25 protein-coding genes are annotated in these 22,672 nt (G+C 65.6%); 17 read left to right on the top strand and 8 right to left on the bottom strand.

What is annotated here, in order from left to right; genetic code table 11:
• Positions 1-105: 105 nt before the first annotated feature.
• From N7607_RS15445 to N7607_RS15410, 8 genes are read left to right on the top strand one after another with little or no spacing between them, the layout of a single operon-like run.
• Positions 106-1,593, top strand: coding sequence for a pilus assembly protein N-terminal domain-containing protein (locus N7607_RS15445; protein ID WP_279867453.1), 1,488 nt, complete (start codon positions 106-108; stop codon positions 1,591-1,593).
• Positions 1,594-1,603: 10 nt separating this feature from the next.
• Entirely contained in the window at positions 1,604-3,259 is a 1,656-nt protein-coding gene (locus N7607_RS15440) for an ATPase, T2SS/T4P/T4SS family (protein WP_279867452.1), read from the top strand.
• Between the two features lies 1 nt (position 3,260).
• Positions 3,261-4,118 (top strand): type II secretion system F family protein, encoded by an 858-nt coding sequence (locus N7607_RS15435; protein ID WP_279867450.1) that lies wholly within the window; start codon positions 3,261-3,263, stop codon positions 4,116-4,118.
• Positions 4,118-4,993 (top strand): type II secretion system F family protein, encoded by an 876-nt coding sequence (locus tag N7607_RS15430; RefSeq protein WP_279867449.1) that lies wholly within the window; start codon positions 4,118-4,120, stop codon positions 4,991-4,993. The genes N7607_RS15435 and N7607_RS15430 overlap by 1 nt, the downstream gene beginning before the upstream one ends.
• A gap of 2 nt (positions 4,994-4,995) precedes the next feature.
• Positions 4,996-5,355: a DUF192 domain-containing protein gene (locus N7607_RS15425; protein ID WP_279867448.1), complete on the top strand. Its 360-nt coding sequence runs from the start codon at positions 4,996-4,998 to the stop codon at positions 5,353-5,355.
• Complete coding sequence (locus N7607_RS15420; RefSeq protein ID WP_279867447.1) at positions 5,343-5,795, top strand: tetratricopeptide repeat protein; 453 nt, start codon at positions 5,343-5,345, stop codon at positions 5,793-5,795. The genes N7607_RS15425 and N7607_RS15420 overlap by 13 nt, the downstream gene beginning before the upstream one ends.
• 1 nt (position 5,796) lies before the next feature.
• A complete protein-coding gene (locus N7607_RS15415; protein ID WP_279867446.1) occupies positions 5,797-6,483 on the top strand; it encodes a pilus assembly protein in 687 nt (228 codons plus the stop codon).
• 32 nt (positions 6,484-6,515) lie between these two features.
• Positions 6,516-7,073, top strand: a complete 558-nt coding sequence (locus N7607_RS15410) for a DUF4410 domain-containing protein (protein ID WP_279867444.1) — start codon at positions 6,516-6,518, stop codon at positions 7,071-7,073.
• A 52-nt stretch (positions 7,074-7,125) separates the two neighbouring features.
• On the opposite strand, the gene bfr is transcribed toward N7607_RS15410, so the two are convergent.
• Positions 7,126-7,596, bottom strand: a complete 471-nt coding sequence (gene bfr / locus N7607_RS15405) for a bacterioferritin (protein WP_279867442.1) — start codon at positions 7,594-7,596, stop codon at positions 7,126-7,128.
• Positions 7,597-7,852: 256 nt separating this feature from the next.
• Between bfr and N7607_RS15400 the strand changes: the two genes are divergently transcribed.
• The 3 genes from N7607_RS15400 (at position 7,853) to N7607_RS15390 (ending at position 9,498) form a co-directional block, all read left to right on the top strand.
• Positions 7,853-8,218, top strand: coding sequence for a DUF2784 domain-containing protein (locus N7607_RS15400; RefSeq protein WP_279867440.1), 366 nt, complete (start codon positions 7,853-7,855; stop codon positions 8,216-8,218).
• Positions 8,219-8,364: 146 nt separating this feature from the next.
• Positions 8,365-8,571 carry a hypothetical protein gene (locus N7607_RS15395; RefSeq protein WP_279867439.1) on the top strand — a complete coding sequence of 69 codons (207 nt, stop codon included), beginning with the start codon at positions 8,365-8,367 and terminating at the stop codon, positions 8,569-8,571.
• Positions 8,572-8,688: 117 nt separating this feature from the next.
• Entirely contained in the window at positions 8,689-9,498 is an 810-nt protein-coding gene (locus tag N7607_RS15390; RefSeq protein ID WP_279867438.1) for an SDR family oxidoreductase, read from the top strand.
• Positions 9,499-9,695: 197 nt separating this feature from the next.
• Here N7607_RS15390 and rapA read toward each other — a convergent pair whose 3' ends face one another.
• Complete coding sequence (gene rapA / locus N7607_RS15385) at positions 9,696-12,551, bottom strand: RNA polymerase-associated protein RapA (protein ID WP_279867436.1); 2,856 nt, start codon at positions 12,549-12,551, stop codon at positions 9,696-9,698.
• 159 nt (positions 12,552-12,710) lie between these two features.
• Between rapA and N7607_RS15380 the strand changes: the two genes are divergently transcribed.
• The 4 genes from N7607_RS15380 (at position 12,711) to ccoM (ending at position 14,042) form a co-directional block, all read left to right on the top strand.
• Complete coding sequence (locus N7607_RS15380) at positions 12,711-13,010, top strand: aspartate-semialdehyde dehydrogenase (protein WP_279867435.1); 300 nt, start codon at positions 12,711-12,713, stop codon at positions 13,008-13,010.
• A gap of 5 nt (positions 13,011-13,015) precedes the next feature.
• The gene (locus tag N7607_RS15375; RefSeq protein WP_279867433.1) at positions 13,016-13,618 is read left to right on the top strand and encodes an alpha-ketoglutarate-dependent dioxygenase AlkB; all 603 of its coding nucleotides are present in this window, start codon (positions 13,016-13,018) and stop codon (positions 13,616-13,618) included.
• Positions 13,615-13,767: a hypothetical protein gene (locus N7607_RS15370; protein ID WP_279867431.1), complete on the top strand. Its 153-nt coding sequence runs from the start codon at positions 13,615-13,617 to the stop codon at positions 13,765-13,767. Before N7607_RS15375 ends, N7607_RS15370 begins: the two co-directional genes overlap by 4 nt.
• A gap of 143 nt (positions 13,768-13,910) precedes the next feature.
• Entirely contained in the window at positions 13,911-14,042 is a 132-nt protein-coding gene (gene ccoM, locus N7607_RS15365; protein WP_256662106.1) for a cytochrome c oxidase subunit CcoM, read from the top strand.
• Between the two features lie 130 nt (positions 14,043-14,172).
• Here the strand turns inward: ccoM and N7607_RS15360 are convergent, their stop codons facing one another.
• The 5 genes from N7607_RS15360 to N7607_RS15340 all read right to left on the bottom strand — a co-directional run bounded on the left by N7607_RS15360 (position 14,173) and on the right by N7607_RS15340 (position 19,547).
• Positions 14,173-15,189, bottom strand: coding sequence for an AbrB family transcriptional regulator (locus tag N7607_RS15360; protein WP_279924028.1), 1,017 nt, complete (start codon positions 15,187-15,189; stop codon positions 14,173-14,175).
• The gene (locus N7607_RS15355; protein WP_279867914.1) at positions 15,182-16,690 is read right to left on the bottom strand and encodes a tripartite tricarboxylate transporter permease; all 1,509 of its coding nucleotides are present in this window, start codon (positions 16,688-16,690) and stop codon (positions 15,182-15,184) included. Before N7607_RS15355 ends, N7607_RS15360 begins: the two co-directional genes overlap by 8 nt.
• 1 nt (position 16,691) lies before the next feature.
• Entirely contained in the window at positions 16,692-17,138 is a 447-nt protein-coding gene (locus N7607_RS15350; protein ID WP_279867915.1) for a tripartite tricarboxylate transporter TctB family protein, read from the bottom strand.
• A 135-nt stretch (positions 17,139-17,273) separates the two neighbouring features.
• Positions 17,274-18,248 (bottom strand): tripartite tricarboxylate transporter substrate binding protein, encoded by a 975-nt coding sequence (locus N7607_RS15345; protein WP_279867917.1) that lies wholly within the window; start codon positions 18,246-18,248, stop codon positions 17,274-17,276.
• Positions 18,249-18,278: 30 nt separating this feature from the next.
• Positions 18,279-19,547 (bottom strand): OprD family porin, encoded by a 1,269-nt coding sequence (locus tag N7607_RS15340; protein WP_279868065.1) that lies wholly within the window; start codon positions 19,545-19,547, stop codon positions 18,279-18,281.
• Positions 19,548-19,754: 207 nt separating this feature from the next.
• Here N7607_RS15340 and N7607_RS15335 point away from each other — a divergent pair, with 207 nt between their 5' ends.
• Both N7607_RS15335 and N7607_RS15330 read left to right on the top strand, forming a co-directional pair.
• Entirely contained in the window at positions 19,755-20,447 is a 693-nt protein-coding gene (locus tag N7607_RS15335) for a response regulator (RefSeq protein ID WP_279867918.1), read from the top strand.
• A complete protein-coding gene (locus tag N7607_RS15330) occupies positions 20,440-21,849 on the top strand; it encodes a sensor histidine kinase (protein WP_279867919.1) in 1,410 nt (469 codons plus the stop codon). The genes N7607_RS15335 and N7607_RS15330 overlap by 8 nt, the downstream gene beginning before the upstream one ends.
• Here N7607_RS15330 and N7607_RS15325 read toward each other — a convergent pair.
• The gene (locus N7607_RS15325) at positions 21,833-22,588 is read right to left on the bottom strand and encodes a transporter substrate-binding domain-containing protein (RefSeq protein ID WP_279867921.1); all 756 of its coding nucleotides are present in this window, start codon (positions 22,586-22,588) and stop codon (positions 21,833-21,835) included. The genes N7607_RS15330 and N7607_RS15325 overlap by 17 nt on opposite strands.
• Between the last annotated feature and the right edge of the window lie 84 nt (positions 22,589-22,672).

The following is a 22,672-nucleotide window of genomic DNA, read 5'->3' as shown; positions in this document are numbered from 1 at the left end:
TGTTCGGTCGGCGAGAGCGCTCGCCGACCGGTGTACGTGTGAATTTCCGTGGGCGGCGCACTGCTCACGCATAAAAAGAAACGCTAGGGCTCCGAGACAACAACGATGAAAGCACGACTTCTGGTTCTACTGATGGGGATGGGCACGCTGACGCAGGCAGCGGCCGAGAGCCTGCCGGCGCAGCTGACACTGTATAGCGGCGATGTCCGGGTGCTCGAAGCTCCGGGCATCGAGCGTCTGGCGGTCGGCAATGTGGAAATGATCAGCGCCACGCTGCTGAAGAACCAGGAGATGGTCCTCACCGCCGAGGGCGAAGGGGAGACTACGGTGCAGGCCTGGTTCACCGATGGTCACCGCGAGCAGATGGGTGTGGTGGTGGTGAAGGCCAACGGTTATCGCCAGATCGGCGAGCTGCGCGCTCTGCTGAGTGATGTGCCCGGTCTGAAGATTCGTACCGTCGGCCGTCAGGTGGTGCTGGAGGGACGCCTGCACAGTCAGGACCTGCAGCGGGTGAAGGACGCGGTGAAGTTCTACGACAACGTGCTGGTGCTGGCCGAGGAGCAGAATGGCGCGGCCATCAAGTCCGACTCCGGCCTGATGCTGGAAGAAGTGCGTGCCATGCTCGGACAGATTCCGGGCATCTCGATCAAGACCGTCGGCCGGCAGATCGTGGTGGACGGTGATCTCAACCAGATCGACATGGATCGCATCAAGCTGCTGCAGGAGCGTTACCCGGACATGCTGGTGTTGGCCCAGCCGATGTCGCAGTTCGTCGCGCCGATGATCTACTTCGATGTGCGCATCACCGAGTTTGCCAAGGATGATGTCGAAGAGCTGGGCGTCAACTGGAGCACCAGCATCAATGGCCCGAGCTTCGCCTTCTCGTCGGACCAACGCACCAACCCCTATTTCCGTGGCCAGTTCCCCAGCGATTCGGGCACCTTCGACGATCTCAACGATGCGGTTGGCAATACCGGCACCAATGGCTATTGGGGCATCGCCACCGAAATCACCTCGCGCATCAACTTCCTGGAGAAGAACGGCTCTGCCCTGACCCTGGCCTCGCCGCGCCTGTCCGCGCGTAGTGGTGGCGTGGCCGAGCTGACCGTGGGGGGTGAGGTGCCGGTGGTGACCAGCAGCATCAACGGCCCCTCGGTGGAGTACAAGGAGTTCGGCATCATCCTCAACATATCGCCGCAGATCTACGGCAGTGACCGGGTCGCGGCCAAGGTGATGGCCGAGATCAGCCAGCTGGACAAGGCCAACCAGGTAGGCGACTACCCGGCGTTCAAGACCCGCCGCACCGACAATGAGGTGCAGCTGAAGATCGGCGAGACCCTGGTGCTGTCCGGCCTGGTCAACAAGGACACCCAGCAGACCTACGAGGGTGTGAAGTGGCTGCAGGATATCCCGGTGCTCGGCCCCTTCTTCCGCAACAAGAGCTTCAAGGGCGGCCAGACCGAGCTGGTGATCTTCATCACTCCGGAGCTGATGACCGGCACCACCGCCACCGCCAACCAGCGTGAACTGGACCGTGCCGAGCGCATGCTCGGCGACTTCGAGAAAACGGTGAAGAAAGGCCTGCTGGACTGAGGAGCGACGGATGTTCGAGTTAGAAGTCAGCTACCGCAACGGCCAGCCGGTCGACAAGGTTACCTGCGCCGCCAATCAGTGCGAGTTGGGCAAGGCGCGCACCTGCATTCTGCGTTTGCGCGGCTGGCGGGTGGCGCCGGTGCATGCACGCATCGAGCGCTCCCTGGCCGGGCTGTTCGTCGAGGATCTCAGCCGCGGCTACGAGCTGGAGGTCAACGGCAAGCTGGTGGGACGCTACGGTCCCCTGAGCGAGAACGATCAGATCGGTATCGGTGGCTACCTGGTGCGGGTGCGCCCGCTGGTGGTCGAGACCGAGGACATGCCGCCCACCGACGAGGGGCAACCGCTCAACGAAGCGGAGGCCGCCGGTATCGTCAGCCACGACCAGGCGGCATACATGGAGTGGTCCAAGTACATCCACGGCGAGCTGTTCCGCGCCATGGACCTGCGCCGCATGGACCTGGAGACCATGGCCCATGACGAGGTGCGGGCCAAGCTGGCCGAGCTGGTCGACGAGATCATGGAGCAGATCCGTGCGCGCCTGCCGAAGTGCATCGACTGCGCGGTACTGCACAAGATCGTGCTGGACGAGGCGGTCGGTCTCGGCCCGCTGGAGGACCTGCTGGCCGACGAGAGCATCACCGAGATCATGGTCAACCGGCATGACGACATCTACGTCGAACGGTCCGGCCGGCTCGAGCGCTCCAGCATCAACTTCAGCTCCGACGCCACGGTGATGGCGACCATCGAACGGATCATCTCGCCACTCGGTCGTCGTATCGACGAAAGCTCACCGATGGTGGATGCGCGTCTCAAGGACGGTTCGCGGGTCAACGCCATCATCCCCCCGCTGGCGCTCAAGGGCCCGTGCCTGACCATTCGTAAGTTCTCCCAGCACAAGCTGACCACCGACGACCTGATCCGCTACGGTTCGATCAACGAGCCTATGGTGACCTTCCTGCGCACGGCGGTCGAGCAGCGTCTCAATGTGGTGGTGTCCGGTGGTACCGGTTCGGGCAAGACCACATTGCTGAACATCCTGTCCAACTTCATTCCGCCGGAAGAGCGGGTGGTCACCGTGGAGGATGCCGCCGAGCTGAAGCTGGTGCAGCCTCATGTGGTGTCGCTGGAATCGCGTCCGGCGAACATGGAGGGCAAGGGGCAGGTGACCATTCGTGATCTGGTGCGCAACTGCCTGCGGATGCGCCCGGACCGTATCGTGGTCGGCGAATGCCGTGGCGGCGAGGCGTTGGACATGCTGCAGGCGATGAACACCGGCCACGACGGCTCGCTGACCACCGGCCACGCCAACTCGCCGCGCGACATGTTGCGCCGCCTGGAGGTGATGGTGCTGATGGCGGGGATGGACCTGCCGGTGCAGGCCATTCGCGAGCAGATCGCCTCGGCGGTACACATCATCGTGCAGCAGACGCGTTTCGGCGACGGTTCGCGGCGCATCACCAGCATCACCGAGATCACCGGCATGGAGCAGGGCACCATTCTGCTCAACGAGATCTTCTGCTTCCGTCAGCAGGGCTTCGATCAGAATGGTCGGGTCAAGGGCAGCTACATGGCCACCGGCCAGGTGCCGGAGTTCTACGAGGAGTTGCGCAGCCGCGGCATCCCGGTGGACATGGGCATCTTCAAGAGCAACCAGGAGGTCTGACATGGGCGGCCTGATGCTGATCCTCAGCGTGGCGGCGATCGCCCTCTGCGCCTTCTGCCTGGCGCTGATCTTCGGTCGGGTGATCCTGGCCAACATGGGCTTCTACCGCCGCCAGTTCAGCGCCAGCGCCGAGGTGGAGCTGGCCGACATGTTCATTTTCGCCAGCGGCCAGCAGCTGTTCGTCTTCAACCTGATGCTGCTGGTGTTCGTGCCGCTGTTCCTGCACGTGCTGTTCGACATCCTGGTGCTCACCGTTGCCGGCGCGATCCTCACGCTGTTCGTCCCGGGCATGTTCTTCCGCATGCTCAAGCGCAAGCGCCTGATGAAGTTCGAGGAGCAGCTGCCGGACGCCTTCATGCTGCTGTCCAGCAGCCTGCAGTCCGGCGCCAGCCTGAACATGGCGCTGGAGAACGTGGTGCAGCAGTCGCCGGCCCCCCTCAGCCAGGAGTTCGGCCTGCTGGTGAAGAAGCTGCGCCTGGGCGTGACCCTGGAGGACGCCCTGGTGAAGATGGAGGAGCGCATTCCGCTGCCGTCCTTCATCATGGCCAGCTCGGCCGTGCGCATCAGCCGTGAAGTGGGCGGCAACCTGGTGGAGACCATCAACGGCATGGCCACCATGCTGCGACGCAAGAAGGTGATGGAAGGCAAGATCGACAGCCTGACCTCCCAGGGCCGCGCTCAGGGCATCTTCATGGCCATGCTGCCGATCTTCCTCGCCGGCATTCTCAGCGCCATCGAGCCGGAGGCCATGAGTCAGCTCTACACCACGCGCGTGGGCCTGATGGTGCTGGCGGTGATGGTGGTGATGGAGGTGCTCGGTTTCCTCTTTATCAAGAAAATCACCCGGATCGACGCCTGATGAGCGAGCTACTTGCCCTGTTGAGCGGTGCCGGTACCGGCGTCGCAGTCACCTGCTCGATCCTGGTGTTCATGGCGCTGTTCCGCTATCTGCCGGACGAGAACCGCTCCTACACGGACCCGGTGCCGCCGCTGATGAAGCCGATCTGGCCGCTGGTGCGCCTGGTCTCGTATTTCATCGGCTCCATGCTGCCCCCCAAGTTCCTCGACTGGCTGGACAAGCGCCTGCAGCGTACCGGCGCATTGTATGTGCTGACCCCGGAAGACTACTTCGGCCTCTGCGTGTCCCTGGCCCTGTTGCTGCCGCTGATCGCGCTGCTGCCAATGATCAGTGGCAAGAGCGGGGTGATGTGGTCGGTGCTGCTGCTGATGATAGCCCTCGGGGCCGTGCTGCCGGAGCTGTGGATCACCGACACCCGTAACCGCCGCGATCGCGACATCGTGCGCAACCTGCCGGTGTTCCTCGAATACCTGACCATGTGCGTGGACGCCGGCCTGAACTTCCTCGGCGCCCTGCAGCAGGCAGTGGAGAAAGGGCCCAATGGGGCGATGAAGAACGAGTTCCGCATCGTCCTGCGTGATATCCGTTCCGGCCTGCCGCGTGCCGAGGCGCTCATGCGCATGGAGCAGCGGGTCAACCTGAAGGACATCGCCACCTTCGTGCGCGCCGTGGTGCAGGCCGAGAAGATGGGCTCCAGCCTCAAGTCGACTCTACAAATTCAGGCCCAGCAGCGCCTGGAAGAGCGCTTCCAGCGTGCGGAGAAGACGGCCATGCAGGCACCGGTGAAGCTGATCATCCCGCTGATCCTGTTCATCTTCCCGCTGACCTTCGTGATCCTGCTGTTCCCGATCGCGGTCAAGTTCATGGCGCAATGACGATGAAAACGGGATATCGCGCGGTACGGGTGCAGAGAGAAGGCGAGGCGATCGCCGAACTGCATCTGCTAGCCGCCTTCGACATGCTGCGCCGTGCGCGCGGCCTGCTCGGGCGGCCGCAGCCGCTACCCAGCGAGGGCATCTGGCTCAAGCCCTGCAATGCCGTGCATTGCTGGTTCATGGGCTACGCCATCGATGTGCTGTTTCTCGATGGCGAAGGGCGGATACTCAAGCTCTGCGCGCAGCTTCGCCCCTGGCGCATGGCCGCCTGTCGCGGCGCGTGCAGTGTGGTGGAACTGGCCGCAGGCGAAGCGGAGAGGCTGAAGATTGTTGAGGGGGATGTGATCACATGCGTGGCCTGATTATCTGTGGCGTGCTGCTGGCCCTGACCGGCTGCGCCGGCATGCCGAGTGGCGATCTGCTGGAAGTGCAGCGTGAGGCGAACGCGGCCTACAACGAAGGTGATTTCGCCAGTTCCACCCGGGGCTATCGCGCACTGGTCAAGGAGTTGCCCCAGGACGCCGAGGTGCGCTACCGCCTGGGCAACAGCCTGGCCAAGCAGGGGGATGTGGAAGGTGCGATACAGGCCTACCGCGAGGCGGTGGTGCGCGACTCCAAGCATGCCAAGGCCTGGCACAACCTGATCTATCTGCAGTTGCAGGGAGTCGGTCACACGGTGGCGGAGATGTACCTGCACATCAACCGCGACGACCCGCGTGTCGCACCGGTGGCGCAGAAGGCCGAGGCGGTGATGCAGGCCTTCGACGTGCCTCTCCAGCCACTGGATCGCCAGGAGCCTTGAGGTGAGCCGAAGCAATCAGCATGGCCAGGCCCTAGTGGAGTACGTCATCGTGCTGCCGGTACTGGTCATGCTGATCTTCGGTACCATCCAGGCGGCCTTCATCTATTCGGCGAAGAACACCCTCAACTTCGCCACCTTCCAGGCCGCCCGCCTGGGGGCGGTGAACAATGCCAGCTACGAAGGTATTCGCCGCGGCCTGATTCGCGGCATCACGCCGATGTTCGTTCATCACAACACCGATGCGAGCAAGGACCTGGCCAATGTGGAGGCGGGGGCCGAAGTGGATAACTTCATGCTGGTTACCCGAATCAGCCCCAATCTGGGTGACTTCAGTGCCTATGGTGAGTTCGATGCGGACGAATCAGACTACGCCATCCCCAACGACAACCTGATGTACCGTCCCGGCACCGGCATCCAGGACGCCAACCTGCTGAAGATCCGCGTGCAGTACTGCCTGAAACTGGTGGTGCCGATTGTCGATCGTCTGCTCAGTGCTGCTTCTAGCTTCAACAATTCCGGCACCGAGGGCAGCTTCAGCGAGGCCTCGCGGGCTGCTGTCGGCAACTACGCGGACATTTGCCAGGCCGGGCGGCGCGGTATCGTCATCACCTCCGAGGCCATGGTGCGTATGCAGTCGCCGGCACTGGCCGATGGCGATGCCTGTGGCTCGGATATGAACTGCCTGTGAACAAGTCTTCCGCCATCAAACTAGGAGCCACCATGCGCGCTACGATCATGATGCTTGCCGTTGCCCTGCTGAGCGGTTGTGCCGCCCAGGTGGATACCAGCGCCACCTCGGGCGATCTGATCATCGACAAGCAGGCCAGGCGCAATGTGCTGGTCAGCCTCCATAGCAGCGAGCAGTCCGAGGCCAATGCCAGTTGGCAGGATCTGCGCCATTCCCTGCAGTCGAATCTCGACGACCAGGCCTTCCACTCGCTGTACCGCATGACTCATCTGGCCGAGCGGCGGACCATCGACGTTCCCGGGGTGATGGTCAGCGTGGACGTGACCAACTTCCGCTACCTGAGCCAGCTGCGTCGCAGCCTCCTCGGCCCGACCACCGGGGACGCCTGGGTCGATGCCAAGGTCGCCTTCTACGATCTGCAGTCGGGAGAGCTGCTGGGCAATCGCACTTACCGGACCACCTCGTCTGGCTGGGGCACGTTCTTCTCCAACATGACCGAGCGCCAGGTGCAGGCGCTGTCGGCGAAGATCATCGACGAGATCATGCAGGCCGACGAGCCGCCCTACGTGGCTGCCAGCACCAGGCCCTGACGGCCGAAACGAAAAAGCCCCGCACTGGCGGGGCTTTTTCGTTACGAATGGATCATTCTTCCATCTGCGACTGCAGGTAATTCTCCAGGCCGACCTTGTCGATCAGGCCCAGCTGGGTTTCCAGCCAGTCGATGTGCTCTTCCTCGGACTCGAGGATGTCTTCCAGCAGCTCGCGGGTGCCATAGTCGCCGACGCTCTCGCAGTAGGCGATGGCGGCCTTCAGGTCGGGGACCGCGGATTGTTCCAGCCTGAGGTCGCAGCCGAGCATTTCCCTGGTGTTCTCGCCGATCATCAGCTTGCCCAGATCCTGCAGGTTGGGCAGGCCTTCGAGGAAGAGGATGCGCTTGATCAGCTTGTCGGCATGCTTCATCTCGTCGATGGATTCTTTGTATTCATGCTTGCCGAGCTTTTCCAGGCCCCAGTCTTCATACATGCGTGCATGCAGGAAGTACTGGTTGATCGCCACCAACTCATTGCCGAGGATCTTGTTCAGATGCTGAATGACCTTCTTGTCGCCTTTCATGATGCGCCTCGCCCTGAGTGGTGATGTGTGAATACGGCTGGATAGGCTTGAAGTTTGCGCCTGAAGTTGCTTTTGGTCAAATATAAGTCTTTGAATTATATATAAAAATTAATATAAATAAGAATGTTTAGCTTCTGCGTTTTGACGCTAACTCATTGATATATGGTGAGAAAGATTGAGCGCCTGTTTAATGTCGGCGAGTTTGCCCGTTGAATATTCCAACAGGCGGGCGAGAGAGGCTGTTGGAGAGAATGAAATGCTGTTGCGATTAGCCGCCGATGCGGTCGTGGTGGTGCATCTGTTGTTCATCCTGTTCGTGCTCGCTGGCGGACTGCTGGTGCTGCGTTGGCCGCGCCTGGCGCTGCTGCATCTGCCGGCGGCGGCCTGGGGCGTGGCAGTGGAGTTGCTGCACCTGTATTGCCCGCTGACGCCGCTGGAGAACCAGCTGCGCCAGGCGGCGGGGCAGGCCGGTTATGACGGTGGCTTCGTCGAGCACTACCTGATTCCGCTGATCTATCCGGCCGGGCTGACGCCACAGATCCAGTTATGGCTCGGTGCGGTGGTGCTGGCGATCAACGTGCCGGTCTACCTGTGGCTGCTCTGGCGCCTGCTGCGGCGCTGAGCGGTACGGTTATCACGACCTGCTCTAGGGCCAGGGTGGCGCAGGCCTGGCTTTACAACTGCGGTACCCCTTTGCACTTGCCGCGGCGCGCCGGAGGCGGCGTGTCGGATGCGGGTTGAGGCCCGGATCGACAAGGAGCGCAGGTGATGCATGCCTCAACCATCCTTTTTCTGCTGATCGCTGGCGAGCAGCACTTCGCGGATAAGGCGCTGGAGCGCATGGAGCAGCAGCGTATCGATAGCCTGCCGGTGATCCATACAGGCTGCTTCTTCATGGGCACGGTGGACTGCCGCAAGCTTACCGCCAGCCTGATCCTGCCGGTGATCCAGCGCCTCGATGGGGCAGGGCAGTGAGCGACAGGTTCTGACGGCACTTGTGGCCCGTCATTCAGCCGCCTGATTCAGTGCCGCCGCGCGGGATGCCTTGGCTACACTCGGCCCAACTTCACCACAGAACAAAGGCAAAGCAGTATGCAGAACCGCATGATGATCACCGGCGCTGGTTCCGGTCTGGGACGCGAGATCGCCCTGCGTTGGGCCCGTGAAGGCTGGCGCCTGGCGCTGTGCGACGTCAACGAGCCCGGCCTGGCGGAAACCCTCAAGCTGGTGCGCGAGGCTGGCGGCGATGGCTTCACCCTGCGCTGCGACGTGCGCGACTACAGCCAGCTGACCGCCGTGGCCCAGGCCTGCGAGGAGCGCTTCGGCGGCCTCGACGTGCTGGTCAACAACGCCGGCGTGGCCGCCGGTGGCTTCTTCGCCGACCTCAGCCTTGAAGACTGGGACTGGCAGCTGTCGATCAACCTGATGGGCGTGATCAAGGGCTGCAAGGCCTTCCTGCCGCTGCTGCGCGCCAGCAAGGGCAAGATCATCAACATCGCCTCCATGGCGGCGCTGATGCAGGGCCCGGCGATGAGCAACTACAACGTGGCCAAGGCCGGCGTGGTGGCGCTCTCGGAGAGCCTGCTGATCGAGCTCAAGCCCGAGGGCTTGGGCGTGCACGTGGTCTGCCCATCGTTCTTCCAGACCAACCTGCTGGACTCCTTCCGCGGCCCGACGCCGGAGATGAAGCAGCAGGTCGGCAAGCTGCTGGAAGGCAGCCCGATCAGCGCCGCGGACATCGCCGCCTATGTCTACGACGAAGTGGCCAAGGGCGAGTTCATGATCCTGCCCCACGAGCAGGGGCGCATGGCCTGGGCGATCAAGCGGCAGAGCCCGCAGATCATCTACGACGAGATGACCAAGATGTGCGAGAAGATGCGCGCCAAGATCGGCGGCGCCTGAGTCGCAGGCAAGAAAAAAGGGCAGCTTGGGCTGCCCTTTTCTGTTTCTGGTGGATGTGGCGGGATTGGTCGCAATTACCAACTTGCAAAGCATCGCGGCCACGCCGCTCCTACCATCCACTGAAGCGGCCCGGATGAAGTCCGGGACCGGAGCAACAGCATTCCCGAATTTCATCCGGGCTACCAATCGCCTCCTGGTTAGCCAGCCACCAGTACCCGAATCGCCTCCAGGCGCAGGGCAGCCTTGTCGAGGTAGCTCAGGCCGCTCTCGCGCTGCTTGCGCAGGGCTTCGATCTCGGCTGGGCGTACCGTCGGGTTGACGGCCTGCAGTGCGGTCATGCGCGCGATCTCCTCGTCCAGCGTGGCGGTGAAGCGCTGGCGCGCCTCGTCCACGCGGGCGGCATGGCGCGGTTGCACCTTGGCCTCGGAGGCGTTGATCTGCTTGGCCAGCACATCGCGCTGAGCCTGCACGAACTTGTTGGCGCTGGCGCGCGGCACGGTTTCCAGCTGGTCGTTGAGGGTGTCGAAGGCGACCTTGCTGGCCAGGTCGTTACCGTTCGGGTCGAGCAGGCTGCGCAGGGCTACCGGCGGCAGGAAACGACTCAGCTGCAGGGCCTTGGGCGCTACCACTTCGCTGACGTAGAGCAGCTCGAGCAGCACGGTGCCGGGTTTCAGCGCCTTGTTCTTGATCAGCGCCACGGCGGTGTTGCCCATCGAGCCGGACAGCACCAGGTCCATGCCGCCCTGCACCATGGGGTGTTCCCAGGTGAGGAACTGCATGTCCTCGCGGGCCAGGGCCTGATTGCGGTCATAGGTGACGGTCACCGCCTCGTCGTCGCCGAGCGGGAAGCTGGCGTCGAGCATCTTCTCGCTCGGGCGCAGCACCAGGGCGTTCTCGGAGTGGTCCTCGCTGTCGATGCCGAAGGCGTCGAACAGTTCTTCCATGTAGATCGGCAGGGCGAACTGGTCGTCCTGTTCAAAGATGTCCTCGACCAACTGCTGGCCGTTGCCGGCACCACCGGAGTTGAGCTCCAGCAGGCGGTCACGGCCGCTGTGCAGCTCGCCTTCCAGGCGCTCGCGCTCGGCCTTGGCCTCGTCCAGCAGGGCCTGCCAGACGCCGTCGTCGCTGTCTTCCAGCAGCGGCAGCAGGCGCGGGCCGAACTGGTGCTGCAGGGCGTTGCCGGTCGGGCAGGTGTTGAGGAAGGCGTTCAGCGCCTGGTGGTACCACTGGAACAGGCGCTCCTGCGGGCTGTTTTCCAGGTACGGCACGTGCAGCTGGATGACGTGCTTCTGGCCGATCCGGTCGAGGCGGCCGATGCGCTGCTCGAGCAGGTCCGGGTGGGACGGCAGGTCGAACAGCACCAGGTGGTGGCTGAACTGGAAGTTGCGGCCTTCGGAGCCGATTTCGGAGCAGATCAGCACCTGGGCGCCGAATTCCTCGTCGGCGAAGTAGGCGGCGGCGCGGTCGCGCTCGAGGATGTTCATGCCCTCGTGGAACACCGTGGCCGGGATGCCGGAGCGCACGCGCAGGGCGTCTTCCAGGTCCATCGCGGTTTCGGCGTGGGCGCAGATCACCAGCACCTTCACGCGCTTGAGCATCTTCAGGGTGTCGATCAGCCAGTCCACGCGCGGATCGAATTTCCACCAGCGGGTGTCTTCGCTGCTGTCCTGGGCCTGGTAGCTGACTTCCGGGTAGAGGTCGGCGTGCTCGCCCAGCGGCAGCTCCATGTACTCCACCGGGTTGGCCAGCGGGTAGGGGTGCAGTTCGCGCTGGGGGAAGCCCTGCACGGCGGCGCGGGTGTTGCGGAACAGCAGGCGGCCGGTGCCGTGGCGGTCGAGCAGCTCGCGGATCAGGCGGGCGGCGGCGTCGCTGTCGCCATCGGTGACGGCGGCCAGCAGCGCTTCACCCTCGTTGCCGAGGAAGCCGCTGATGGTGGCGTGGGCCTTCTCGGACAGGCGGCCCTCGTCGAGCAGCTCCTGCACCGCCTCGGCGATCGGCTTGTAGTTGGCGCTTTCGGCGCGGAAGGCTTCCAGGTCATGGAAGCGGTCCGGGTCGAGCAGACGCAGACGGGCGAAGTGGCTTTCCAGACCCAGCTGTTCCGGGGTGGCGGTGAGCAGCAGCACGCCGGGGATGGTCTCGGCCAGCTGTTCGACCAGACGATATTCGTCGCTGGCCTTTTCCGGGTGCCAGACCAGGTGGTGGGCCTCGTCGACCACCAGCAGGTCCCAGCCGGCGGCGAAAGCGGCGTCCTGGGCCTTCTCGCTGTCCTTCAGCCACTCCAGGGAGACCAGCGCCAGCTGGGTGTCCTCGAACGGGTTGCTGGCATCGCTCTCGGCGAAGCGCTCGGCGTCGAACAGGGCGACCTGCAGGTTGAAGCGGCGGCGCATCTCCACCAGCCACTGGTGCTGCAGGTTTTCCGGAACCAGGATCAGCACACGGCTGGCGCGGCCGGAGAGCAGTTGGCGGTGGATCACCAGGCCGGCCTCGATGGTCTTGCCCAGGCCCACTTCGTCGGCCAGCAGGACGCGCGGGGCCATGCGGTCGGCGACTTCGCGAGCGATGTGCAACTGGTGGGCGATCGGCTGGGCGCGGGCGCCGCCCAGGCCCCATAGGCTGGACTGCAGCAGGCGGCTCTGGTGTTCCAGGGTGTGGTAGCGCAGGGCGAACCAGTTCAGCGGGTCGATCTGCCCGGCGAACAGGCGGTCGCTGGCCAGGCGGAACTGGATGAAGTTGGACAGCTGGGTTTCCGGCAGGCTGTAGGGCGCGTGCTGGGCATCGAAGCCGTGGTAGACCAGCAGGCCGTCGACGTCCTCGACTTCCTGGACGGTCAGCTTCCAGCCTTCGAAATGGGTGATCTCGTCGCCCGGGGCGAAGCGCACGCGGGTCAGTGGGGCGTTGCGCAGGGCGTACTGGCGGGTTTCGCCGGTAGCCGGGTAGAGCACGGTGAGCAGGCGGCCGTCGGAAGTGAGGATGGTGCCCAGGCCGAGTTCCGCCTCGCTGTCGCTGATCCAGCGTTGCCCCGGTTGGTACTGCACAATGCCACTACTTGCCATGAAATGCCCCAGCTGCGAAAAAAGCCGCGTATGTTAGCGGAACGCCGCGTCGAGGGCGACGCCCGTGGCTGAATCAATGTGTGCGGCCTGAGTCGAAAGTGTAGCGGTCGTTCAAGTCGCACAGCACCCGGCCGACAGCAGGGTTAACAGGAGACCCCGATGCTACCGCCCATTCCCCATAGCCTGGTCCCGGTCACCGCCCAGCAGGACGTGATCAAGCCGCGCCCGGACATTCCGCCGGTGACGCCGACCAACGAGAGCGCCAACGAGAGTGCTGTGGGCCTGGACAAGCGGCACCCGCAGGAAGCCGAGGAGCTGCTGCGCGAGGAACAGCGCCGGCGTCAGCGCCGCGGCTACACCCCGGAAGAGCTGGCCGAGCTGGAGGCCCACAGCCCCGAGGAGGAAAAGCTGCTGGAAGAGCTGCCGCGCCAGGGCCTGTGGGTGGACGTGGAAGTCTGACCCGCGTGGATCTGTTCGATTCCCAAGTACTAGAGCTGCCAGACGCCGAGCTGGATTTTCGACCGCACTGGCTGGATGTCGCCACCGCCGACCACTGGCTGCAGCAGCTGGCCGCCGAAACGCCCTGGGAACAACCGCAGCTGCGGATTCATGGCCAGTCCATCGCGGTGCCGCGCCTGCTGGCCTGGTATGGCGACCCCGAGGCGAGCTACCGCTATTCCGGCCTGGTGCACCAGCCGCTGCCCTGGACGCCGCTGCTGAGCGAGATTCGCCGACGGGTGGAGGAGGCCGCAGGCCAGCCGCTCAACGGCGTGCTGCTCAACTATTACCGCGACGGCAATGACTCCATGGGCTGGCACAGCGACGACGAACCCGAGCTCGGGCGTAACCCGCTGGTCGCTTCGCTCAACCTCGGCGGACCGCGGCGTTTCGACCTGCGCCGCAAGGGCAGCGGGCGCATCGAGCATTCTTTGCAACTGGCTAGCGGTTCGCTGCTGGTCATGGCCGGCGCAACGCAGCATCATTGGCAGCATCAGGTGGCGAAAACCCGCAAGCCGGTGGCGCCACGCATCAACCTCACCTTTCGCCTGATCCGGTCCCGACCATGAGCGACGACAAGCTGATCGATTTTGCCGCCGAGCGCGGCAAGCGCATCCACGACCTGCACGACAAGAAGCTGGACGACATGCGCCAGGCTTTCGAACAGGCCATGCCGCTCAAGGGCAAGAGCAAATCCAAGCCCAAGAAGAAGCGCTGAGCCTTATCGCGCGCGAGTCGTCATCCGCCTGCGGCGCCCTGTCGCGGCGCTCACCCCACCGGACATTGATCCGGATCAATTCCCGCCGCCACGCCTCCTCTAATCTGAGCCCATCACGACACGGCACAGCTCAGGAGGCCGCCATGTTCCTCGATACCGTAGTTCTCGCCGGCATCGGCACAGTCGCCCTGATGGTCGCCTTCTTCGGCGGCGTCGGTCTGTTCATCTGGAAGGATTCGCACAAGAAGGCCAAGGCAATCGCCAAGGCCGAGTGATCCCTCCGAACCAGTGCACGCAAGGCATTTAGGGCGACTTCGGTCGCCCATTTTTTTGCCGCGGCTTTTGTAGGAGCGAGCTCTGCTCGCGAACAATGCCTTCGCGAGCAGAGCTCGCTCCTACGAGGGTTCAGGGGCGTCGTTGCCACAGGCGGAACGCCGGCTCGGCGAAGAACAGCACGCACATCAGCCGCAGCACCTGCAGCCCGGTGATCAGCGGTACCGACAGGGCCAGTGCCTCGGCGGTCAGGCTCAGCTCGGCAATGCCGCCGGGCATCATGCCCAGCATCAGCGAGCGGTGATCCAGCGCGACCAGCCAGCTCAGGGCCTCGGCCGCCAGTGCCGCGGCGAGCATCGCAAGCAGGGTGGCGACCAGCACCAGGCCGATGAAGCGCGGCGCGCGGCGGAAGAACTCACGGCTGAAATGGCAACCCAGGGCGCTGCCGATCAGCCATTGGCCGACTTCGCTGGTGCCGCCGGGCAGGTTCAGCGGGCGATCCAGCCACACCGCGCCGACGGCGGAGAACAGAATCGGCCCGAGCAGCCACGGGTTGGGCTGGCGCAGGCGCTGCCAGAGAAGGGCGAACAGCGCGCCACCGGCCAGCAGCGCGGCCAGGGTCGGCAGGTCGCTCGCAGCGCCGCTGTGCGCCAGGGTCGGTGCGGCGCCCAGCCACCACTGGAACAGCGCCGGCACGCAGAGCACCACCAGCAGCAGACGCACGCTCTGGCCCGCTGCCACTTCGCCGGTCTGCGCACCATTGCGCTGGCCGAGGTTGACCATCTCGCTGGCACCACCGGGCATGCTGGCGAAGAACGCGGTGGCGCGGTCGACGCCGGCGCGGCGCAGCAGGGCGATACCGATCAGGCAGGTCAGGCTGGTGGCGACGGCGCCGACCAGCAGCACACCGCCATGGGCGAGCACCTGCTCCAGCACCGCCGGGCTGAAGTGCAGGCCGATGCCGGTGCCGACCAGCCACTGGCCGAGTTTGCGTGCACCCGGCACCTCGGCCAGATCGAAGCCGCCGAGGCAGCGCAGCAGCATCAGCGCTAGCAGGGAGCCGACCATCCACGGCAAAGGCCAGCCGATCAGGCTGGCCAGGTAGCCGCCGGCGGCGCCGGCGACGGGGGTCAACAGCCAGTTAGGCATGCGCTGCCTGCAGCTTGCGGCGGGCGCGCCACCAGCGGATGCCGGGCAGGGCAAGCATCAGTACGGCCAGGGCCCAGAGGCCGACGGTGATCGGGCTGGACCAGAGGATCGCCAGGTCGCCGTTGCTGATCGACAGGGCGCGGCGCAGGTTGGATTCCATCATCTCGCCGAGCACGAAGCCGAGGATCAGCGACGACAGCGGAAAATCCATCTTGCGCAGCAGGTAGCCGAACAGGCCAAGCGCGGCCATCAGCACCAGATCGAAGGTGGTGCTGTGCACGGCGTACACGCCCACCACCGAGATGATGGTGATGGCCGGCACCAGGATCCAGGTCGGCACGCTGAGCATGCGGGCGAACAGGCCGACCAGCGGAATGTTCATCACCAGCAGGATGACGTTGCCGATGAACAGCGAGGCGATCAGGCCCCAGACCACGTCCGGCTGCTGTTCGAACAACAGCGGGCCGGGAGTGATGTTGTACAGCGTCAGGGCGCCGATCATCACCGCGGTGGTGCCCGAGCCGGGTACGCCGAGGGTCAGCATGGGGATCAGCGAGCCGCAGGCCGAGGCGTTGTTGGCCGCCTCCGGTGCCGCCACGCCGCGCAGGTCGCCTTCGCCGAAGCGGCCTGAGCTGCCTGCCATGCGCTTCTCGCTCATGTAGGTGATGGCGCTGGCGATGGTTGCCCCGGCACCCGGCAGCACGCCGATGACGAAGCCGGCCAGCGAGCTGCGCACGCTGCTCCACCAGGTGAAGGCGAATTCCTTGGCGTTGAACAGCATGCGTCCGCTGGCCTTGGCCGCCTGCTGGCCGGTGGCGGTGTGTTCGAGCATCAGCAGCACCTCGCTGACGCTGAACAGGCCGATCACCACGATGACGAACTGGATGCCGTCGGACAGGCCGACACTGTCGAAGGTGAAGCGGTACACGCCGGTGGTTGCATCCACCCCGACCGTGGCCAGGCCCAGGCCGATCAGCGCGGCGAGCAGGGTCTTCACCGGTTTGTCACCGACCATGCCGCCCAGGCAGGCGATGGCGAACACCATCAGCACGAAGTACTCGGCCGGGCCGAAGGCCACCGCCCAGTTGGCCAGGATCGGCGCGAACAGCACCACGCCGATGGTGGCGATGGTGCTGCCGATGAACGAGCTCATGGCCGACAGCGACAGGGCGATGCCGCCCTTGCCCTGGCGCGCCAGCGGGTAGCCGTCGAGGGTGGTCATGATCGCCGCGGCGTCGCCCGGCACGTTGAGCAGGATGGCGGAGATGCGCCCACCGTACTCGCAGCCCAGGTACACGGCGGCCAGCAGGATCAGCGCCGTCTCCGGCGGCAGGCCGAGGGCGAAGGCCAGCGGCAGCAGGATGGCCACGCCGTTGATCGGGCCAAGGCCCGGCAGCAGGCCGACCACGGTGCCGACGAAGGCGCCGAACAGCGCTACCAGCAGGTTGGTCGGTCGGGTGGCGACATCGAAGCCCTGCATCAAGAAATTCAGCGTTTCCATCTCAGCTCTCCAGGAAAGCGGCGAACAGGCCGAGCGGCAGCGGCACGTCCAGCAGATAGTCGAACAGCAGGTACAGCAGCACGCCCATCAGGGCGCCGCTGACCAGGCTGAGTAGTGGGCGGCCGCCGAACAGCAGGCCGAGGCTGAAACCGGCCAGCGCCGTGCTGAGGATGAAGCCCAGCGGCTCGAACAGCAGGGCGTAGGCGAGCATGGCGCCGACGCACAGGCTGACTTTGCGTGCCAGGGCCCAGGAGATCGGCAGGGTCGGTTCGCCGTTGGGTTTGCACAGCAACCACAGGGCGGAGGCGGCCATCAGGAACAGCAACAGCAACGGGTAGGCGCGCGGGCCGACCGGGTCATACGAGAAGGGTGCCTGGAAGCCCCAGGCGACCACGGCGAGAAAGGCGCAGACGAGCAGCCACACCGCGGCAAACAGGCGGACGTACATGGTGGTATTCCTGAGCAAGGATGGTTGTTCCCCTCTCCCTCCGGGAGAGGGGCTAGGGGTGAGGGATGCCTCGGGGCATGCGACTCCCTCACCCGGCCCTGCGGGCCACCCTCTCCCGGGAGGAGAGGGGTGGCCTTACTGGACCAGGCCGAATTCGCCGGCCAGGGCCTTGTAGTCCTGCACCTGCTTGAACACATAGGCCTTGAGCTCGTCGCCGGTCATGTTCAGCGGGAACAGGTCGCGCTGTTCACGCAGCTTGGCGAACTCCGGGCTGGCCAGCAGGGTGTCGAACTGGCCCTTCCACCAGGCGAAGTCGGCGTCGCTGACCTCCGGGCCCATGTAGAAGCCGCGGATCACCGGCCAGACGATGTCGTAGCCCTGTTCCTTGGCGGTCGGCAGGCCTTCCAGCTTGCCCGGCAGGCGCTGGTCGGAGAGCACCGCGAGGATGCGGATCTTGTTCGCCGCCAGTTGCGGGGTGACTTCGCCGAGGCCGCTGGAGGTGACCTGCACATGGCCGCCGAGCATGGCGGTGAGGGTCTCGCCGCCGCCCTCGAAGGCCACGTAGCGCAGCGCCTTCGGATCGATGCCGGCGGCGCGGGCGATCAGCGCGGTCTGCATCCAGTCCTGGCCGCCGATGGTGGCGCCGGCACCGAAGACGATGCCGCCCGGGTCCTTCTTCAGGGCCTGCACCAGGTCGTCGAGGGTCTTGTACGGCGAGTCGGCGCGCACGCTGATGGCGCCGTAGTCGGTGCCGATGCCGGCCAGCCAGCGCACGGCGTTCTCGTCGTAGCGACCGAACTTGCCCTGAGCCAGGTTGAGCAGGGAGCCGGAGGAGAACGCGGTGATGGTGCCGGCGTCCTTCGGCCGTTGCGCGACCACCGCGTTGTAGGCCACGGCGCCGACGCCGCCAGGCATGTAGGTGACGCGCATCGGGGCCTTGAGCAGGCCGTTGTCCTTCAGGCCGCTCTGGGCCAGCTTGCAGGTCAGGTCGAAACCGCCACCGGGCTTGGCCGGGGCGATGCATTCGGGACGCTTGGGTTCGGCCAGCAGTTGGCTGGACAGGGCCAGGGCACCGAAGGCCAGGGCGATACGGGACAGGGCAGTGTTCATGATCATTCTCCTGTGGAGTTTTATTGTGGCTTACCAGATCGGCAGGCTGTAGCCGACGATCACACGGTTCTCGTCCGCATCGCGGGCGAAGCTGGAACGGAAGCTGGCGTTGCGCAGGCGCACATAGAGGTCCTTGAGCGGGCCGCTCTGCACCACGTACTTGACCTCGGTGTTGCGTTCCCACTCGCGGCCTTCTTCGTCGCTGCCGGTGACCTGGGCGTTGTCGCCCTTGATGTAGCGGGTCATGAAGCTCAGGCCGGGCACGCCGAGGGTGGCGAAGTCGAAGTCGTAGCGCGCCTGCCAGGAGCGCTCCTCGGCGTTGGCGAAGTCGTTGATCTGCACGAAGTTGACCAGGAACGGGTCGCTGCCATCGAGGTAGGCGAAGCCGGTGTCACCGCTCAGGTGCTGGTAGCCGAGGCCGACCTTGTGCCCGCTGTGGGCGTAGGAGAGCAGGCCGTTCCAGGCGTTGTTGTCGACCTTGCCGGCCTCGGCCGAGCCGCTGTCATCGCTGATCGAGACGCGCAGGTCGGCGCTCAGGCTGCCGCCCCCCAACGGCTGGCTGGCGAGCAGGCCGAGGAAGTGCTGGCGGTAGATGTCTTCGACGTCGGCGTAGTAGTAGCGCGCGGTCATGCCCTTGGCGAAGGTCCAGTCGAGGCCGGCCAGGTCCATGTGCTCGGCGGTCACGCCACCGGCGAAGCGGCTGTTCTTGCTGTTGAGGATGATGTCTTCGGAGTTGGTCGAGGCGCGGTCGATGACCTTGTCGAAGCGCCCACCGAGCAGACTCAGGTTGTCGATCTCGCTGGAGCTCAGCAGGCCACCCTCGAACACCTGCGGCAGCAGGCGACTGTCGCTGGCCTTGACCACCGGCAGCTCGGGGATGTGTGAGCCGTAGCGCAGCTCGGTCTTGGACAGCTTGATCTTGCCGGTCAGGCCCAGGCGGCCGAATTCGTCCGGGGTTCCGCCGTCGTCCTGCACCGGCAGCAGGTCGGTGCCGGTGCGGCCGCCGCCGGAGTCGAGCTTGACGCCGAGCATGCCGAGGGCGTCCAGGCCGAAGCCGACGGTGCCTTCGGTGTAGCCGGACTGGATGTCGAGCAGGAAGCCCTGGCCCCATTCCTCGCGCTTGTTCTGGCCATCGCCTTCACGGAAGTCGCGATTGAGGTAGATGTTGGTGGTGGTGAGGGTGGCGCTGCTGTCTTCGACGAAGGCGGCGTGCGCGGCGGCAGGCGCCAGGGCGCAGGCGAGCAGGCTGAGGCTGAAGCGACGGACAGGCGCCGAGGCCTGCCGATGGGCAGATCGCATCATGTGGTCTCCGATTGTTGTTCTTGTCACACCGGGGCAACCACGCACCCGGCGTTTTATGGGTGGTTCTCGCCACCCTGGTCGCGATCCTAGGGGGCGAAACTTTCGCCAGGCTTTCAGCATGAAAGAAACCTGCGGCGGCCTTCACAGGCCGCCGGCGCTGGTTACACTCGGCGCATAACGACAAGGTTTGTGGAGTGTGCCGCCGTGCGAATCCTGCTGGTCGAGGACCATCTGCCCCTGGCCGAAAGCGTGGCCCAGGCCTTGCGTGGCGCGGGCCTGACCGTCGATGTGCTGCACGACGGAGTGGCCGCCGAGCATGCCCTGGCCAGCGAGGACTACGCCCTGGCCAGCGAGGACTACGCCCTGGCCGTGCTCGATGTGGGGCTGCCGCGGCTCGACGGCTTCAAGGTGCTGGCCCGTGTGCGCGGGCGCGGCAAGACTCTGCCGGTGCTGGTGCTGACCGCCCGAGGCGAGGTCAAGGATCGCGTGCATGGCCTCAACCTGGGCGCCGACGACTACCTGGCCAAGCCCTTCGAGCTGACCGAGCTGGAGGCGCGGGTCAAGGCACTGCTGCGCCGTAGCGTGCTCGGCGGCGAACAGCAGCCGCGCTGCGGCGCGCTGGTCTATGACCTGGGCACGCGGCGCTTCAGCCTGGGCCAGCAGCTGCTCAACCTGACCTCTCGCGAGCAGGCCGTGCTGGAGGCGCTGATCGCACGGCCGGGGCGGGTGATGAGCAAGGAGCAACTGGCCGACCAGGTGTTCGGCCTGGACGAGGACGCCAGCCCGGACGCCATCGAGATCTATATCCACCGCCTGCGCAAGAAGCTGGAGGGCGATGCGGTGCGCATCGTCACCTTCCGCGGCCTCGGCTACCTGCTGGAGTCCACGGGTGAGTGAGGCGCGCGCCGGCAGCTTGCGGGGTCGGCTGCTGCGGCGCCTGGCGGCGCTGCTGGCGATCCCGCTGCTGATCGGCAGCCTGAGCGCCTACTGGAACGGCCGCGAGGCCGCCGACGCTGCCTACGACCGCACTTTGCTGGCCTCGGCGAGGGCTATCGCCGACGGTTTGTATACCGAGGACGGGCTGCTGCGCGCCGATGTGCCCTATGTGGCGCTGGACCCCTTCGCCTATGACTTGGAGGGGCGCATCTTCTATCAGGTCAGCGACCTGCAGGGGAAGCTGGTATCCGGCTACGACGGGCTGCCAGCACCGCCGCCGGCCACGCCGCGCACTGATGACTACCCGGCGCTGGCGCGCTTCTACGACGGCGAGTTCGATGGCGCTGGCGTACGGGTGGTCAGCCTGCTGCAGCCGGTCAGCGAGCCGGGGATGAACGGCATGGCGGAAATCCGCGTGGCCGAAACCGACGTGGCCCGGGTGCGCATGGCCCGTGGCCTGCTGCTCGACACGCTATGGCGCATGGGGCTGCTGGCGCTGATCAGCCTGGCCCTGGTGTGGCTGGCGGTGAGCGCCGCGTTGCGCCCGCTGGAGCGCCTGCGCGCGGCGGTGGAGGAGCGTCAGCCGGACGATCTGCGGCCACTGCCGCTGGTCGAGGCACAGGACGAGTTGCGCCCGCTGGTGGCTTCGCTTAACCACTTCACCGAACGCCTGCGCCAGCAGTTCGAGCGCCAGGCCCAGTTCATCACCGACGCCTCCCACGAGCTGCGCACGCCGCTGGCGGCGCTCAAGGCGCGCATCGAACTGGGCCTGCGTGAGCGTGAGCCGGCGCTGTGGCATAGCACCCTGGAGAAGGCGGCGCAGAGCACCGATCGCCTGACCCACCTGGCCAACCAGCTGCTGTCCCTGGCGCGCATCGAGCGCGCCGCCCGCGCCATCGAAGAAGGCGGTGCCGAGCGGGTCGAGCTGGCCCAGCTGGCCCGTGAGCTAGGCCTGGCCCTGGCGCCGTTGGCGCACCAGCGCGGCATCGCCCTGGCCCTGGAGGCCGAGGCGGAAGTGCCGCTGCGCGGCGAGCCGATGCTGCTGCACGAGCTGATCTACAACCTGGTCGACAACGCCCTGGCGCACACGCCGGGCGGCGGCAATGTGGTGCTGCGGGTGCTGAGCCCGGCCGTGCTGGAGGTGGAGGATGACGGCCCGGGCATTCCCGCCGAGGAACGTGAACGGGTGTTCGAGCGCTTCTACCGGCGCAATCCGCAGGGTAGCGGTGCGGGGTTGGGACTGGCGATAGTCGGCGAGATCTGCCGCGCTCACCGCGCCGAGATCGCACTGGCGCAGGGCGAGCTGGGTGGCTTGCTGGTGCGGGTGAGCTTTCCGCCGGCAGACCCTAATAGGCCAGGCTGAGGGGCTGCTGGATTTCCAGCAGGTACTGGGACACCTTGCCGCTGTCCTGCAGGGCCTTCAGACCGCGGTTGAACTGCGCCATGCGCTGTTCGTTGCCAGGCACTTTCTTCGATAGCAGCAGGTGCAGGCTGTCGCTGCGCAGTGGCAGCGGATGGAAGGACAGCTGGCTGCGCTCCTCGCGACTGAACTGGCTGTGCAGCATGTCGAAGGCCACCACCTTGTCCATCGGGAATACGTCCAGGCGGCCCGCCAGCAGCATGCGCAGGCCCTGTTCCTCGTTGCTCAGGCGCTTGACCTTGAGCGTGCCGTCGCGCTCGGCCAGCTGGAATTCCTGGCCATAGTCGTAGTCGATGGCACCGCCGATGCTCAGGCCTTGTAGGTCGGAGACTCGGCGCCAGTCGAGGGGCCGGTCCTTGCGGTGGAACAGGTAGTAGCCGCTCTCCACCACGGGCTCGCTGATGAAGAAGGCCTGCTCGCGCTCGGGGCTGCGCAGCCACACGGCGCTGCCATCGCTGTTGCCGCGTTCGGCGCTGCGCAGGGCGCGGGCCCAGGGATAGAACTCCCATTTCACGCGCACGCCTTCCAGGGCAAAGGCCTCCTCGACGATGCGCGAGGCGACACCGTGGTGGGGCAGGTTCTGGCCGAGGTAGGGGCTCCATTCGCCGTTGGTCAGGCGAACCTCATCGGCCGTGGCGGCCAGAGGGAGGAGCAGGGCGAACAGCAATGGCAGCAGGCGCATGACATGTTTCCTTACCTGAGCTGAGCGGGGCGGAACCGAGTCCTTCGGTGCCGAGGCGTCCGGCTTCTATCGCCGCCCGGGGTG

The organism is Pseudomonas sp. GD04019 (genome assembly GCF_029837695.1).
Lineage (GTDB): Bacteria > Pseudomonadota > Gammaproteobacteria > Pseudomonadales > Pseudomonadaceae > Aquipseudomonas.
Note: the sequence above shows the minus strand (reverse complement) of the source record. Positions and strands in the feature narration are given on the sequence as shown.

What these genes read in the sequence shown, in the direction of transcription:
- N7607_RS15400 (WP_279867440.1), top strand. Translation starts at nt 7,853, where the DNA reads ATGCTGTTGCGATTAGCCGCCGATGCGGTCGTGGTGGTGCATCTGTTG.
- bfr (WP_279867442.1), bottom strand. Translation starts at nt 7,596, where the DNA reads ATGAAAGGCGACAAGAAGGTCATTCAGCATCTGAACAAGATCCTCGGC.
- N7607_RS15325 (WP_279867921.1), bottom strand. Translation starts at nt 22,588, where the DNA reads ATGCGCCTGCTGCCATTGCTGTTCGCCCTGCTCCTCCCTCTGGCCGCC.
- N7607_RS15410 (WP_279867444.1), top strand. Translation starts at nt 6,516, where the DNA reads ATGCGCGCTACGATCATGATGCTTGCCGTTGCCCTGCTGAGCGGTTGT.
- N7607_RS15390 (WP_279867438.1), top strand. Translation starts at nt 8,689, where the DNA reads ATGCAGAACCGCATGATGATCACCGGCGCTGGTTCCGGTCTGGGACGC.
- N7607_RS15445 (WP_279867453.1), top strand. Translation starts at nt 106, where the DNA reads ATGAAAGCACGACTTCTGGTTCTACTGATGGGGATGGGCACGCTGACG.
- N7607_RS15420 (WP_279867447.1), top strand. Translation starts at nt 5,343, where the DNA reads ATGCGTGGCCTGATTATCTGTGGCGTGCTGCTGGCCCTGACCGGCTGC.
- N7607_RS15340 (WP_279868065.1), bottom strand. Translation starts at nt 19,547, where the DNA reads ATGCGATCTGCCCATCGGCAGGCCTCGGCGCCTGTCCGTCGCTTCAGC.
- N7607_RS15395 (WP_279867439.1), top strand. Translation starts at nt 8,365, where the DNA reads ATGCATGCCTCAACCATCCTTTTTCTGCTGATCGCTGGCGAGCAGCAC.
- N7607_RS15425 (WP_279867448.1), top strand. Translation starts at nt 4,996, where the DNA reads ATGAAAACGGGATATCGCGCGGTACGGGTGCAGAGAGAAGGCGAGGCG.
- N7607_RS15345 (WP_279867917.1), bottom strand. Translation starts at nt 18,248, where the DNA reads ATGAACACTGCCCTGTCCCGTATCGCCCTGGCCTTCGGTGCCCTGGCC.
- N7607_RS15430 (WP_279867449.1), top strand. Translation starts at nt 4,118, where the DNA reads ATGAGCGAGCTACTTGCCCTGTTGAGCGGTGCCGGTACCGGCGTCGCA.
- N7607_RS15440 (WP_279867452.1), top strand. Translation starts at nt 1,604, where the DNA reads ATGTTCGAGTTAGAAGTCAGCTACCGCAACGGCCAGCCGGTCGACAAG.
- rapA (WP_279867436.1), bottom strand. Translation starts at nt 12,551, where the DNA reads ATGGCAAGTAGTGGCATTGTGCAGTACCAACCGGGGCAACGCTGGATC.
- N7607_RS15360 (WP_279924028.1), bottom strand. Translation starts at nt 15,189, where the DNA reads ATGCCTAACTGGCTGTTGACCCCCGTCGCCGGCGCCGCCGGCGGCTAC.
- N7607_RS15355 (WP_279867914.1), bottom strand. Translation starts at nt 16,690, where the DNA reads ATGGAAACGCTGAATTTCTTGATGCAGGGCTTCGATGTCGCCACCCGA.
- N7607_RS15435 (WP_279867450.1), top strand. Translation starts at nt 3,261, where the DNA reads ATGGGCGGCCTGATGCTGATCCTCAGCGTGGCGGCGATCGCCCTCTGC.
- N7607_RS15380 (WP_279867435.1), top strand. Translation starts at nt 12,711, where the DNA reads ATGCTACCGCCCATTCCCCATAGCCTGGTCCCGGTCACCGCCCAGCAG.
- ccoM (WP_256662106.1), top strand. Translation starts at nt 13,911, where the DNA reads ATGTTCCTCGATACCGTAGTTCTCGCCGGCATCGGCACAGTCGCCCTG.
- N7607_RS15350 (WP_279867915.1), bottom strand. Translation starts at nt 17,138, where the DNA reads ATGTACGTCCGCCTGTTTGCCGCGGTGTGGCTGCTCGTCTGCGCCTTT.
- N7607_RS15370 (WP_279867431.1), top strand. Translation starts at nt 13,615, where the DNA reads ATGAGCGACGACAAGCTGATCGATTTTGCCGCCGAGCGCGGCAAGCGC.